Origin of the sequence: Halorubellus salinus, assembly GCF_020567525.1 — an archaeon.
Classification (GTDB): domain Archaea; phylum Halobacteriota; class Halobacteria; order Halobacteriales; family Natrialbaceae; genus Halorubellus; species Halorubellus salinus.
The window spans coordinates 380,926-392,697 of record NZ_JAJCVI010000003.1 but is presented as its reverse complement, the minus strand read 5'-3'; the positions used below and the strand labels follow the sequence as shown (position 1 = coordinate 392,697).

The following is an 11,772-nucleotide window of genomic DNA, read 5'->3' as shown; positions in this document are numbered from 1 at the left end:
TCGCTCTTAGAGGTACGTCCTGAACGCCACCGAGGAGTGGCTCGTTCCTCACTCCTCGAGCATCCACCCGAAGCGCTTCTCCCAGAACTCCTCGCTCGGCGGTTTCTTCGACCGACCGTACGTCTTGTCGTCGCGGATCTGTCGTTCGAGGACGTCCCGGGCCTCGTTCAGCGCGTGGGTCGCGCCGTAGCCTTCGCCGGACGCGATGAACAGGCCGTCGTCCGTGTACAGACGGATGCGCGCGAGCAGCAGGTGCGTGCCGCGGTGGGTCTCGTCGTGTTCGTGCAGGTGTATCTTCGCGTCGAGGACGTTCGTCCCGCCGTCCATCCCGTCGAACTTCTCGATCATCGCGACCACGTCGTCGTACTGGACGTCGTCGAGGAGGTCCGTCCCGTACACCTGGACGGCCCGGTTCCCGCCGGCCTCCCACGTGAGCGCGTCCAGGACGTCCGTCTTCGTGACGATACCGTACGGGTCGCCGTTCTCGGTGACGACGAGCGACGACCCGTCGACGTCGAACATCTCCGCGACGGCGACGTCGAGCGTCTCGTCGGGATGGATGGTCCTGACCGGCGAGACCATCACGTCGCGGACCGGGAGGTCGAGGACGCGAGCGCGCTCGCCTTCGCGAGCGCCGAACCCGCCACCTCTGGACCGACCGGTGCTTGCAGCGATCTGGCCGCCGACCGCGTCGGTGCCGCCAGCGTTCCCGCCCTGACTGCGGGTCTCCGCGCGCGTCGTGACGTCGACGACGTCGTAGAGACTGAGGATACCGACCGCGTCGTGGCCGTCGACGACCGGGAGGTGCGTGAACCCGTGCTCGCGGAGGACGTTCAGCGCTCGCCCGAACGTGGCGTCTGGTTCGACCGTGACCATGTCCGTGGTCGCGGCTTCCCGGACGGTCGCGGCGTCGAGGAACGGTTCGACGGCGCCGAGGACGTCGTCGACGGTGACGACGCCGACGAGGCCGTCGCCCTCGAAGACGGGGAGGATCCGCGAGTCCGCGTCGATCATGAGTCGGGCGACCTTCCGGACGTCCTCGTCCGGCGAGAGCCGGGGAACGTGCCAGACGAGCGACCCGACCTTCTCGTCGGGCGGGTGATGCGAGCTCGCGAGCTGTCGTCGCGTGACCACGCCCTCGAAGGCGTCGTCGCGGACGACGACGCCCTTCACTGCGGGGTCCTCGAATACCCCGACGAGCTGCGAGACCTTCTCGTCGGGTGCTAGTTCTACGAAGTCGGTGGAGATGATGTCGGCGATATCCATGGTTGGAGTGTCCGTGGCTGCGTGGGTTCGTGTGCGATACGACCGCCGGTTTCCCTACGAGTGAACGTACGGTTCGAGCGTACATGAACCCGCCCGTCGTTCCCGGCGACTGGGAGCGAACCGGACGGGAACTGGTCGGGACGCGAGCTCTCGCTCGCGAGGGGTCGTCGCGGACCGTCGACGAGGTCAGTTCGCGTCATCGAGGTACGTCATCGCTTCTTCGTCTGAGACCTGCGTGAAGCGCTCGTAGAACTGCCCGACGCCCTGGAATCGTGGTGGTTCCGCGAGGCAGACGACGTCGTCGGCGTGCTCCGCGAGCGCTTCGACGGTGTCCGGTGGGCCGACTGGGATGGCGAGGACGACGTGCTCGGCGTCGCCGTTCCGGAGTTGCTGGAGGCACGCGCGAACCGTCGACCCGGTTGCGACGCCGTCGTCGACGAGGACCACGCGCTTGCCGGCGACGTCCGGTTCGGTGTCGCCGTCGCGGTACCGTCGCGCCTTCTCGCGGGCGGCGTCGACCTGCCGGTCGCGTTCGCGCTCGAAGTACGCGTCGTCGACGCGGTCGCTCCGGAACGCCGCGTCGTTCCGCCAGACGCTCCCGTCGCTCGCGACGGCGCCGATGGCGTACTCGGGGTTCCCGGGCGCACCGAGTTTCTTCGCGACGACGACGTCGAGCGGTGCGTCGAGAGCGTCCGCGACGGCGCGACCGAGCGGGAGTCCCCCGCGCGGGATCGCGAGGACGAGGTCCGCCTCGACGCCGCGGTCGTGGAGTGCCGCGGCGAGGCGCTCGCCGGCGTCGGTTCGGTCCCGGAAGGGAACGGGTCCGGCCATGCTCGAGTGTTCGTCGTTCGGGGACTTGGATTGCGGGGAACGTTCGAGGCGACGGACCGACGTCAGGAGAACGTTAACCTCCGACCTCGAGATGGTATGGGGCGTGTTCCGGGTCGGTGCGCACGTCTCCATGACCGACGGGTTCGCGGCGGCGGTCGAGCGCGAGGGCGAGGTCGGCGTCGACGGGTTCCGGCGGCTCGTGAGCCACGACCCCCTCGGTGACAAACCGATGGTAGTGGAGACCCCGACGAACGGGAGGGGCTGCGCGTGGAACATCGAGCGCGTCCGCGAACGCCTGACCGGTTCCCGTCCCCGAGCGCGTCCGCGTGCTGACGCGTTCCGGACGGTTGCCGGCCGGTTGTCGACGTGGTAGAGCGACGTGGCGAGACGTGGGAACGAGTTGCGTCTCGATCGTGTCCGTCAAGGCGGTCGCTTAGGGCGTGGCCGTCGAACGGTCTCACGGAGAGAGACAATGCAACTCGAGGGGAAGACGGCGGTCGTCACCGGCGGTTCGTCTGGTATCGGGTACGCAATCGCGTCGGCGTACGTCGACGAGGGCGCGGACGTCGTCATCGCGAACCGGAGCGAGAGTGATGGAGAGGCCGCGGCGGCCGAACTCAGGTGCGAGTTCGTGCAGACGGACGTCAGCGACTACGAGCAAGTCGTTGCTCTCGTCGATGCGACCGTTGAGGAGTTCGGGAAGCTCGACGTGATCGTGAACAACGCGGGGGTGGCGAGCGAGACGTCCGTCGGCGACATGGAGCTCGAGGAGTGGGATCGCGTCCTCGGCATCGACCTGGACGGCGTCATGCACGGAACGAAGGCGGCGCTCCCGCACCTCATGGAGACGGAGGGATTCGTCGTGAACGTCGCGTCGATCTACGGGCTCGTCGGCGGGAAGGGAGCGGCGTCGTACTCGGCGGCGAAGGGCGGCGTCGTGAACTTCACGCAGCAGGTCGCGGTCGACTACGCCGAGGACGGCATCAACGTGAACAGTATCTGTCCGGGGTTCGTGGAGACGCCGTTGACCGAGGACCTCCTCGAGACGGAGCGGTTCTACAACTTCGTGCTCGGGGAGACGCCGATGAACCGACCCGCGCGGCCGGAGGAGATCGCGCCGCTCGCGGTGTTCCTCGCGTCCGAGGGGGCGTCGTACATCACGGGCGCGAACATCCCGGTGGACGGCGGGTGGACCGCGCACTGACGTGAGCGACCTCGCTCGGGGTCTCGCCGACGTCGACGGACGTGACGTCCCGGGCGCGGTCCGGGAGGGACGCGGCCGTCCGTGTCGCGTCCGCGAGCGCGTCCAGGAGCGTCAGGTGTGCGCGTGAGGCGAGCGGCGTCGGGGCCTCGCTCGTCGTTCGGCATGATGAGAGCGGTGATGGCGTCGCGTGCTGGCGATGTAATGATGCGTCTCAGTGCTCGCGGAGAGGCCGAGTTCGTCGGCGAGCGACTCGAACACGGCCGCTCCCTGGTCGGCGATGGCCGCGGGGACGCGCTTTCCCGGAAGGGAGTGGGCGTGGGGTCGCCGGGGCTCTCGGAGAGGACGAACGCTGTCCCGTCGTCGATGCCGGAGGACGAGGCTCCGCGATGGTTCCGGTCGGCGGACTCGACGTCGTTCCACCGTGCGCCGGCCCCGCAGTGAGCGCCCGGTCGGTGGTGGTATCCCCCGACGAGTGCCACCTGGACGCTTCGAGGTTCCGTTCGTCAGGCGCCGACCGTGGGCGTCACTCGTCGGTGGACGACTGGTCGCAGTGCCGTCACGAGGTGGTCGGTACCCCGGAGCACCGGGAAACATCCGCTAAAGGGTCAGCGCTCGAACGACGAGACATCATGAACTTCGACGAATTCACCGGCGAGGTACAGCACAGACTCGAACTCCCCGGGACCGGCGAGACGGTTCGCGCGATCCGGGCGACGCTCTCGACGCTCGGCGCTCGCATCCCGAAGGACGCGGCAGAGGACCTCGCTGCGTCCCTCCCGATGGAAATCAACTGGTACCTCGCTGGTGCGCCCGAGGCGTACGGCCAGCGGTTCGACTGGTCGGAGTTCGTCGAGCGCGTCGCCGAGATCGAGCAGGTGAAGGGGACGGACGCGGCGTACCACGCGCGGCTCATCGTCGACCTCGTCCACGACCTCGTGCCCGAATCCGACTTCCAGCAGCTCCGCGACCAGCTCCCCGAGAGCGAGGACGACGAGAACTGGGGGGAGCTCTTCGAGGTCGTCGACGGCGGCGGCTGGCACGAGAGCCAGGGCGCGGAGGCGACCTAGCCGTCGACGACTGGTGACCAGTCGCCGACGCGTGATTCTCGAGTCCCTGCACCGAACGGCCGAGTTATGCGACGCCCACCCGTAGTTGCAGTATGGGTACGATACTGCTTGCGACCGACGGGAGCGAGTACGCTCGCGAAGCGGCAACGGAAGCCATCGAGCTCGCGACCGCGGGCGGACACGACCTCCACGTCATCTGCGTGGTCGACGAACGCAAGTTCGGAGAACCGGCGCTCAGTTCGGGGGAGCTCGCCACCATCTACGCGGAGGATCACGCCGACGTCAGCGTGCGCGAGGTCATGCAGATGGCGGACGCGAGCGACGTCACCGTCGACGGCGACACGCGACGTGGCACGCCCCACGAGGTCATCCTCGAGTACGCGGACGAGGTGGACGCGACGCTCGTCGTCGTCGGCGAGCAAGGCGACCACGACGAGCACTTCTCGGGCGTCGGTCGGACCGTCGACGAACTGTCGGAGCGCGAGGTCCGCGTCGTGAAGGCGTCTTCCACGGAGTGACCGTCGCGCACCGAGCGGTGCCGGCTACCCGAGGGGCGCCGGGGAACGCGCGCGGGTTCAGCGGCCGGTGACGTTCGGGACGTCGACGCTCTGGAGCGCGCTGTCGACGACGTCCGCCTTCGTGACGCCCTGGATGTTCGCCTCGGGCGTGAGGACGATGCGGTGCCGCATCACGGGGTCGGCGACGAACTTCACGTCGTCCGGCGTGACGTAGTCGCGGCCGGCGATGACGGCGCGAGCGCGCGCCGCCTCGAAGAACCGCTGGATACCGCGCGGCGAGACACCGATCTCGGCGCGGTCGTCGACGCGAGTCGCCCGCGCGACGTCGACGAGGTACTCGCGGACGTCGTCCTCGACGTGCACGCGCTCGGGGACCTCCTGGAGCGCGCGGACCTGTGACTTGTCGACCGCGGCGTCGATCGTCGGCATCTGCGTGAAGCGGTTCGCGCGCCGGTCGATGAGTTCGAGTTCCCCGGCGCGGTCGGGGTACCCCATCGCGGTCTTGATGACGAACCGGTCGCGCTGGGCCTCCGGGAGTTCGAACGTCCCTTCCTGCTCGACTGGGTTCTGGGTCGCGATGACGAAGAACGGGTCCGGGAGCGCTCGGGTCTCGCCGTCGACGCTCACCTGCTTCTCGTCCATCGCTTCGAGGAGTGCGGCCTGGGTCTTCGGTGGCGCACGATTGATCTCGTCGGCGAGGACGACGTTCGCGAATATCGGGCCTTCGTTGAACTGGAACTCCTGGGTGTGTTCGTTGTAGACGTGCGAGCCCGTGATGTCGCTCGGGAGGAGGTCGGGCGTGAACTGCACGCGATTGAACGACAGCCCGAGCGCGTGCGCGGTCCCCTGTGCGGTGAGCGTCTTCCCGGTTCCCGGCACGTCCTCGAGGAGGACGTGCCCGCGAGCGAGGACGCCCGTGAGGACGGTTTCGAGGAACGCACGGTCCGTGATGACGGCGGCTGCGATTCGGTCGATGACGTCGCCAGCGTGCGCGGCCGCGTCGGGGACCGACATGTCGTCCGTTGGCATCGTGTACGTATCGGAGGTAGTCGCGTTAAAGCGCTTTGGCGAGCACCGACCGAGACCGCCGGGGTCGTGTCCCCGGGGGACGGGACCGCGCCGTCGGGTTCGAGGCGTTTACGGAGCCGTCGCTGGCGCGCTCGCTGGCTTCGGGGCGCTCCGGTGACCGAAGCCGTCGGTCGGCCTTCAGTCGTCGCCGCGGACGGTGAGGACGGGAACGGACGCGGACCGAACGGTCTTCTCCGCGACGCTCCCGAGGAGGACGCGGTCCATTCCGGTCCGCCCGGTGGTTCCGATTACGACGGCGTCGACCGCGTGGTCGTCGACGTAGGACGCGATGGCGTCGGCCGGGACGCCCTCGACGACCTCGGTGCGGACGTCCGATATCCCGCGTTCTTCGGCGTCGGTCTCGACGCCGCGCACGAGGTCCTGAGCGTCGACGCGAGCGCGCTCCGTAACGAGTTCTGCGCGGACGTCCGGCCCGAGCCCGCCGGTGTCGACGACGGAGAGGACGTCGACGCCCGCGTCGAGCGCGCTGGCGAGCGAGAGCGCCTGCTCGCTCGCGCGACGCGACGGCGCACTCCCGTCGACGGCGACGAGCACGCGCTCGTAGGGGAACGAGAGCTCCTCGTCCTCGACCGTTCGCGCGGTCAGGACGGGGACTGGCGACAGGCGGACGACCTTCTCGGTGACGCTCCCGAGGAGATACCGCCTGAGGCCTGTGCGGGCGTGCGTCGGCATCGCGACGAGGTCGTGCTCGTAGCGCTCGGCGTAATCGACGATGGTTCGAGCGGGCGTCCCCTGGACGACGTCGGTGTCCGGGTCGAGACCGAGGGATTCGAGGACGCCCTCGGCGTCCGCGAGCGCTCGTTCGCCTTCCGCCTCGAGCGCGTCGACGACGTCGCCGTCGACGAGCGTGACGCTGTCGCGGTTCGTGTCCGCGACCGCGAGCAACGTCACTTCGGCGTCGAGCGCGGTCGCGAGTTCGCCGACGTGGTAGAGGAATCGCGTGTCGCTGGTCTCCGCGGTAACCGGAAGGAGGACGTTCTGATACATTGGTTGCATTTCGAGGGGGAACCCGAAATGCCTTGCTACGATTCCAGCGTGTTCGTGACCGTAGTTTACTTCGGTGGCCGTAGTCGGTAGTACCTGCGGTTAAGGTCGTACATGTATCCCTCCTGCATGGACCGGAGGACGGCGTACGCGATGACGCCCGCGATCGGTGGGAGCAGGAACGAGAGGTCGAGGAGCAGGTGCGGGTCGACGAGGCCGCTGATGATGTTCTTGAGGGAGTAGACGCTGATGGTGAACGCGAACGTCACGCCGGCGACGCCGACGGCCGCCCAGAACGGTTGTTCGACGGGTCGTCGGGCGCTGCCTTTGTTCAGGAACGGGACGATGGTGATGATGCCGACGACGACGAGGTTCGCGACGACGCCGTACGTCCGGTCGGTCATCAGTTTCGCGCCTTCGGCCGCCGTCTGTCCACCGAGGATGGAGAGCTCGGGGTTCAGCGGGCCGAGTTTCAGGAGCCCGAACGACCAGTAGAGGTACCAGTCGGGGAGGATGACTGCGGGGGTCTCGTTCCCGTTCGCGGGCGCGCCGATGTGCGGTGGGAGCGTTCCAGCGAGGAACAGTATCATGCCGACGAAGAAGCACGCCAGGGAGAGGTTCCTGATGGTCTCGTGGGGCCACGCGGGGAACGCGAGCACGTCCCGCTCGACGTAGTCGGACTCCTGGCGGAGGTCCTCGTCTTCGCGGCGGGCGCGCTCGAAGTACTCGTAGGTCAACCGGGAGAGGCCCTGCGTTCGTGTCTTGCGTTCGGTCCACGTAGGGGTCTCGTCGTCGGGCGCGAGGACGCCCGTGCCGTCGGTCCGAACGGCTCGGTCCGCTGAGTCGTCACTATCGTCGCCGTCGTCGGTGGCTGTCATGGTGGAGGGCTACGCGGGGTACTGCGGGCGAGAACGAAAAGAGGGGACGGGACGGATTGCAACGCCTGTTATTCAAGCAAGACATTCATTACGATTGACCAGTCAAGTTCCTGGTTTGGCCGTCGCCGGAGCGAACACGTCCGGCACCATCGATTTCAGGGTGGTGGGCGAAGCGGGGACGATGGCTGTAGCGCTGGTGTCGCGGTGGGCGCGCCGGTACGTCGCGATAGCGGTCGCGGCGCTGGTCGCGGCGCACGTCGCGATGCTCGTGAACGCGCCATCGCGGGCGGTGGTGACACTCGCGCTCTCCGGGTTCGTGCTCCACGTCGTGTTCGGGAAGGCGTACTCGCTGGTGCCGACGTACTTCGACCGCGAGCTCGCCGCGCCGCGAGCGATGGTCGTCCAGCTGCCGCTCACGGCGCTCGGCGTCGCGGGGATGGCCGCTGCCGCGTCGTTCGGTTCGATCCCTCGCGTCGTCGGCACGGTGGGCGCACTCGCGTGGACCGCCGGCGTGGGGGTGTTCGTCGCGGCGCTCGCGTGGACGGTTCGCTCGAACCCGACGGGTGCCGAGACCGCGACGGGCGACGGGAAGGCGCACCTCGCGGGCCTCGACCGGACGGCGAACGCGTTCGTCCCGGTCGCGGTCCTGTACCTGGTCGCGGGCTCGTACGCCACCGCGGTCGCGTGGAATGCCGCACCGGCCGTCGACCTCCTCGCCGGCGTCGCGCTGGTCTTCGACGGGTATCCGCCGCGGGCGACGCACCTCCTCGGTGCGGGGACCGCGACCCTGCTGGTGCTCGCGCTCGGCGCGCGCCTCTGGCCGCGGTTCCTCGTCGTCGACCCGCCCAGGGGCGCGTTCGTGCTCGCGCTCGCGACGGGCGCGCTCGGTCCCGTCGTCCTCGCTGCGACCGTCCCCGCTGGCGAGTTCCTCGTCGCGGGCGCGCTCCTCGAAGCGACCGCGATAGTCGCGTACGCGGTCGCCTACGGCCGGTGCTTCCGGCGATCGGCGCGTCGCCGCGTCGCGTTCTGGAGCGTCCTCGGCGGCGCGGTCGCGGGCGTCGTCGCGGTGGCGCTCGGCGCGTGGTTCGCGGTCGTCGACCTCGACGGCGCGCTCGTCGTCGCGCACCGCCGCGTCACGCTCCTCGGATTCCTCGGGCTCACCGTGGTCGGCGCCACGTTCCAGTTCTATCCGCCGACCGTCGGCCGGTGGCCGTACTGCACCGACCGAACCGCGAGCGTCGCCGTGACCGCACTCGCATCGGGCGTCGCGCTCCAGGCTGTCGGCACCGCTGGGGGACTGAACTCGGTCGAGACCGCGGGCGCGCTCGTCGGCCTCGCCGGCGCACTCGGGTACGGCTACCTGCTCGCTGGCGCGTTCGCGACGCGATGAAGTGGTCGTCGGCTGGCCGTCCGCGTCAGTCCAGCGTGACGGTGTCGAACCGTCGGACGGCGTACCAGACCGACGCGAAAGGTGCGATGGCGAGCGGGACGAGCGCACCACGAGCGGCGAGCCCGACGGTGTCAGCGGTGACGGACCACCCGAACGGCAGCAGCCAGCTCGCGATGGCGGCGACGAACGGTTCGACCGCGGGCTCGTAGACGATGCCGGCGGCGGCGACGACGAGCACGAGGAACAGCGAGTACGCGAGGAACGCGAGGAGGCTCGGGACGACGGCCTTCGTCGAGCGCGTGATGTTCACGGCCTCGTAGCGCGGGAACAGCATCCCGATGCCGACCGCGAACAGGCTGCCGACGAGGACGCTCGCGGGCGTGCCGATGGCGACGGCGGTGAGCTGGTCGGCGTCGAGCGGGACCGCGAGCGCGAGTGCGACGACGAGGACGACCCCGATCGGGACGGTGACGATGGCGCCGGCGAGGACGTGCGCGCCGATGAACTGGCGGCCGCCGACCCGGGAGAGGACGGTCGCGGGGAGCGCGGACCCCTGGTCGCCCAGCGGGTTGAGCGTGAAGACGACCGCGCCGGCCCACGCGGCGAACAGGAGCGCGCCCGCCGGTGCGAACGCCGGGACCTCGCCGGTCTGGACGATGTCGGCGATGAACCCGATGGCGAACAGGAGCGGGTACGCGACGTACAGGAGTTTCAGGGGGGCGCGTGCGGCGCGCTTCCACGCGAGGACGGTGACGGCGGCGGTGCCGCGGCCGACGACGCCGCCGAGTGCGTCCTCGACGCGCAGCAGGAAGCCGTCGTCGTGCCGGTCGGTGTTCGGGTCGACGTCGGTGTCGTCGTCCTCGGTACCGGCGAGGACGGGGTCGGCGAACCAGTGGTGGTCGGCGACGCGCGTCGTCACGAGGACGCTCGCGACGCCGAAGGCGGGAACGAGCGCGAGCGCGAGCGCCGCGCGCAGCGGCGTGCCGCCGGCGGCACTCCCGAGGAGGAGGAGGTCCGCGAACCACGCGGTCGGTGCCTGCTGCATCGGTTCGAAGATGGTGGCGGCGAGGTTCCCGAGCACGTCCGAGAGGATGAGTCCCATGTACGCGAGGAAGACGAGGACGATGAGCGGTCCCTTGTGGCGGGCGACGAACGGGATGCGCGTGACGACGTGCCTGATCGCGAGCCCGATCGGGTACGCGAAGGAGACGGCGGTGGCGGCCGCGACGACGGCGACTATCGGCGCGGTCACGAGGAGCGTGTACGTGCCGGCGCCGGCGCTGTACCCGACGGCGAGGACGGAGAGGAGCGGGAGCGTGTACGCGAGTGCGAGCACGAGTTCGCCGAAGAGGACGCCGAGGACGGCCTCGCGCGTCGGGACGACCGAGAGGATGCCGACGTCGTTCTCGAGGGTCCCTCGGGTGCCGACGGTTCGGACGACGACGATGACCGCGAAGAACAGCCAGAGGAGTGCGAACGCACCGCGAGCGACCTCGAGCATCGTATAGTCGAACGGCAGGTCGCCGCCGAGACCGACCTCGCGCCCGAAGATGTACGAGCCGTAGCCGCCCAGGCCACCGAACAGGAGGACGACGACGGCGTACGCGAGTATCTGTGACTTCCGGTCGATGGACTTCCGGACGCTTCGTTTGACGTCGACGCGTCCGAGCGTGAGTCCGTGCCGGAGCGTGCGCAGGCCGCTGTTACCGTCGGTGGACTCGGTTGGCGTGCTCACGCCATCACCTCGTCTTCGGGTTCGACGGGTTCGTCGTCGTGGTCGTCGGTGAGCTGGAGGAACGCGTCCTCGAGCGTGCTCTCGACGGTGGCTTCGGCGCGGTGCTTGAGTTCGTCCGGGGAGCCTTCGGCGACGAGGCCGCCGTTGTGGAGGACGGCGACGCGGTCGGCGAGTTCGTCGACGACGCTGAGGATGTGCGTGGAGAGGAAGATGGTGACGTCGCGGTCGGCGAGTTCGGCGATGAGGTCCTTGACGGTGCGTGCGGCGCGCGGGTCGAGGCCGCTCGTCGGTTCGTCGAGGAAGATGACGTCGGGCTCGTGGATGATCGCCTGGACGAGCCCGAGTTTCTGACGCATCCCCTTCGAGTAGCCTTCGACGCGGCGGTCTGCGGCGTCGGCGAGTCCGAACCGGTCGAGGTACTCGTCGATCTCGGCGTCGGCCTCGCTCCGCGGGATGTCGTGGAGCGAGGCGACGTACCGGAGGTTCTCGCGCGCGGTGAGTTCCTCGAAGACGGGCGGGCTCTCGGGGAGGTACCCGATGTGGTCGATGACGGCGTCGCGGTCGGTGATGGGCGACCCGGCGACGAACGCGTCGCCGGAGGTGGGGCGCGTGAGCGTCGTGAGCATCCGCATCGTGGTCGTCTTCCCGGAGCCGTTCGGGCCGAGGAAGCCGTAGACGACGCCGGAGGGGATGGCGAGGTCGAGGTCGGTGACGGCGTCGACGTCGCCGAATCGCTTCGTGAGGCCGCGCGTCTCGATGGCGAGGGAGTCGTCGGGCGTGTCGTGGGGACCTGCTGACATACCCGGGACT

General features: G+C 69.3%; 14 protein-coding genes. 7 read left to right on the top strand and 7 right to left on the bottom strand.

What is annotated here, in order from left to right; translation table 11 throughout:
* Positions 1 to 48: 48 nt before the first annotated feature.
* Entirely contained in the window at positions 49 to 1,266 is a 1,218-nt protein-coding gene (locus tag LI336_RS10225) for a CBS domain-containing protein (RefSeq protein ID WP_227133027.1), read from the bottom strand.
* 186 nt (positions 1,267 to 1,452) lie between these two features.
* Entirely contained in the window at positions 1,453 to 2,097 is a 645-nt protein-coding gene (locus tag LI336_RS10220) for a phosphoribosyltransferase (RefSeq protein WP_227133026.1), read from the bottom strand.
* Positions 2,098 to 2,200: 103 nt separating this feature from the next.
* Here LI336_RS10220 and LI336_RS20505 point away from each other — a divergent pair, with 103 nt between their 5' ends.
* From LI336_RS20505 to LI336_RS10195, 6 genes are all read left to right on the top strand, one after another.
* Positions 2,201 to 2,470: a hypothetical protein gene (locus tag LI336_RS20505; protein ID WP_438267276.1), complete on the top strand. Its 270-nt coding sequence runs from the start codon at positions 2,201 to 2,203 to the stop codon at positions 2,468 to 2,470.
* A 99-nt stretch (positions 2,471 to 2,569) separates the two neighbouring features.
* Entirely contained in the window at positions 2,570 to 3,301 is a 732-nt protein-coding gene (budC, locus tag LI336_RS10210) for a meso-2,3-butanediol dehydrogenase (RefSeq protein ID WP_227133025.1), read from the top strand.
* A 1-nt stretch (position 3,302) separates the two neighbouring features.
* Positions 3,303 to 3,428: a hypothetical protein gene (locus tag LI336_RS20155; protein WP_264475361.1), complete on the top strand. Its 126-nt coding sequence runs from the start codon at positions 3,303 to 3,305 to the stop codon at positions 3,426 to 3,428.
* Positions 3,429 to 3,463: 35 nt separating this feature from the next.
* Positions 3,464 to 3,742, top strand: a complete 279-nt coding sequence (locus tag LI336_RS10205; protein ID WP_227133024.1) for a hypothetical protein — start codon at positions 3,464 to 3,466, stop codon at positions 3,740 to 3,742.
* A gap of 188 nt (positions 3,743 to 3,930) precedes the next feature.
* The gene (locus tag LI336_RS10200) at positions 3,931 to 4,368 is read left to right on the top strand and encodes a DUF2267 domain-containing protein (RefSeq protein WP_227133023.1); all 438 of its coding nucleotides are present in this window, start codon (positions 3,931 to 3,933) and stop codon (positions 4,366 to 4,368) included.
* Between the two features lie 92 nt (positions 4,369 to 4,460).
* Positions 4,461 to 4,886 carry a universal stress protein gene (locus tag LI336_RS10195; RefSeq protein WP_227133022.1) on the top strand — a complete coding sequence of 142 codons (426 nt, stop codon included), beginning with the start codon at positions 4,461 to 4,463 and terminating at the stop codon, positions 4,884 to 4,886.
* A gap of 57 nt (positions 4,887 to 4,943) precedes the next feature.
* On the opposite strand, the gene LI336_RS10190 is transcribed toward LI336_RS10195, so the two are convergent.
* From LI336_RS10190 to LI336_RS10180, 3 genes are all read right to left on the bottom strand, one after another.
* Complete coding sequence (locus LI336_RS10190) at positions 4,944 to 5,915, bottom strand: AAA family ATPase (RefSeq protein ID WP_227133021.1); 972 nt, start codon at positions 5,913 to 5,915, stop codon at positions 4,944 to 4,946.
* Between the two features lie 177 nt (positions 5,916 to 6,092).
* Positions 6,093 to 6,962, bottom strand: a complete 870-nt coding sequence (locus tag LI336_RS10185) for a universal stress protein (protein WP_227133020.1) — start codon at positions 6,960 to 6,962, stop codon at positions 6,093 to 6,095.
* A 65-nt stretch (positions 6,963 to 7,027) separates the two neighbouring features.
* Positions 7,028 to 7,837 (bottom strand): cytochrome b family protein, encoded by an 810-nt coding sequence (locus tag LI336_RS10180; protein ID WP_227133019.1) that lies wholly within the window; start codon positions 7,835 to 7,837, stop codon positions 7,028 to 7,030.
* A 181-nt stretch (positions 7,838 to 8,018) separates the two neighbouring features.
* Between LI336_RS10180 and LI336_RS10175 the strand changes: the two genes are divergently transcribed.
* Complete coding sequence (locus LI336_RS10175; RefSeq protein WP_227133018.1) at positions 8,019 to 9,227, top strand: hypothetical protein; 1,209 nt, start codon at positions 8,019 to 8,021, stop codon at positions 9,225 to 9,227.
* A 25-nt stretch (positions 9,228 to 9,252) separates the two neighbouring features.
* Here the strand turns inward: LI336_RS10175 and LI336_RS10170 are convergent, their stop codons facing one another.
* Entirely contained in the window at positions 9,253 to 10,962 is a 1,710-nt protein-coding gene (locus tag LI336_RS10170) for a hypothetical protein (protein WP_227133017.1), read from the bottom strand.
* Positions 10,959 to 11,762, bottom strand: coding sequence for an ABC transporter ATP-binding protein (locus tag LI336_RS10165; RefSeq protein WP_227133016.1), 804 nt, complete (start codon positions 11,760 to 11,762; stop codon positions 10,959 to 10,961). The genes LI336_RS10170 and LI336_RS10165 overlap by 4 nt, the downstream gene beginning before the upstream one ends.
* Between the last annotated feature and the right edge of the window lie 10 nt (positions 11,763 to 11,772).

Coding starts and splice junctions, on each gene's coding strand:
- LI336_RS10225 (WP_227133027.1), bottom strand. CDS start 1,266: ATGGATATCGCCGACATCATCTCCACCGACTTCGTAGAACTAGCACCC.
- LI336_RS10220 (WP_227133026.1), bottom strand. CDS start 2,097: ATGGCCGGACCCGTTCCCTTCCGGGACCGAACCGACGCCGGCGAGCGC.
- budC (WP_227133025.1), top strand. CDS start 2,570: ATGCAACTCGAGGGGAAGACGGCGGTCGTCACCGGCGGTTCGTCTGGT.
- LI336_RS10205 (WP_227133024.1), top strand. CDS start 3,464: ATGATGAGAGCGGTGATGGCGTCGCGTGCTGGCGATGTAATGATGCGT.
- LI336_RS10200 (WP_227133023.1), top strand. CDS start 3,931: ATGAACTTCGACGAATTCACCGGCGAGGTACAGCACAGACTCGAACTC.
- LI336_RS10195 (WP_227133022.1), top strand. CDS start 4,461: ATGGGTACGATACTGCTTGCGACCGACGGGAGCGAGTACGCTCGCGAA.
- LI336_RS10190 (WP_227133021.1), bottom strand. CDS start 5,915: ATGCCAACGGACGACATGTCGGTCCCCGACGCGGCCGCGCACGCTGGC.
- LI336_RS10185 (WP_227133020.1), bottom strand. CDS start 6,962: ATGTATCAGAACGTCCTCCTTCCGGTTACCGCGGAGACCAGCGACACG.
- LI336_RS10180 (WP_227133019.1), bottom strand. CDS start 7,837: ATGACAGCCACCGACGACGGCGACGATAGTGACGACTCAGCGGACCGA.
- LI336_RS10175 (WP_227133018.1), top strand. CDS start 8,019: ATGGCTGTAGCGCTGGTGTCGCGGTGGGCGCGCCGGTACGTCGCGATA.
- LI336_RS10165 (WP_227133016.1), bottom strand. CDS start 11,762: ATGTCAGCAGGTCCCCACGACACGCCCGACGACTCCCTCGCCATCGAG.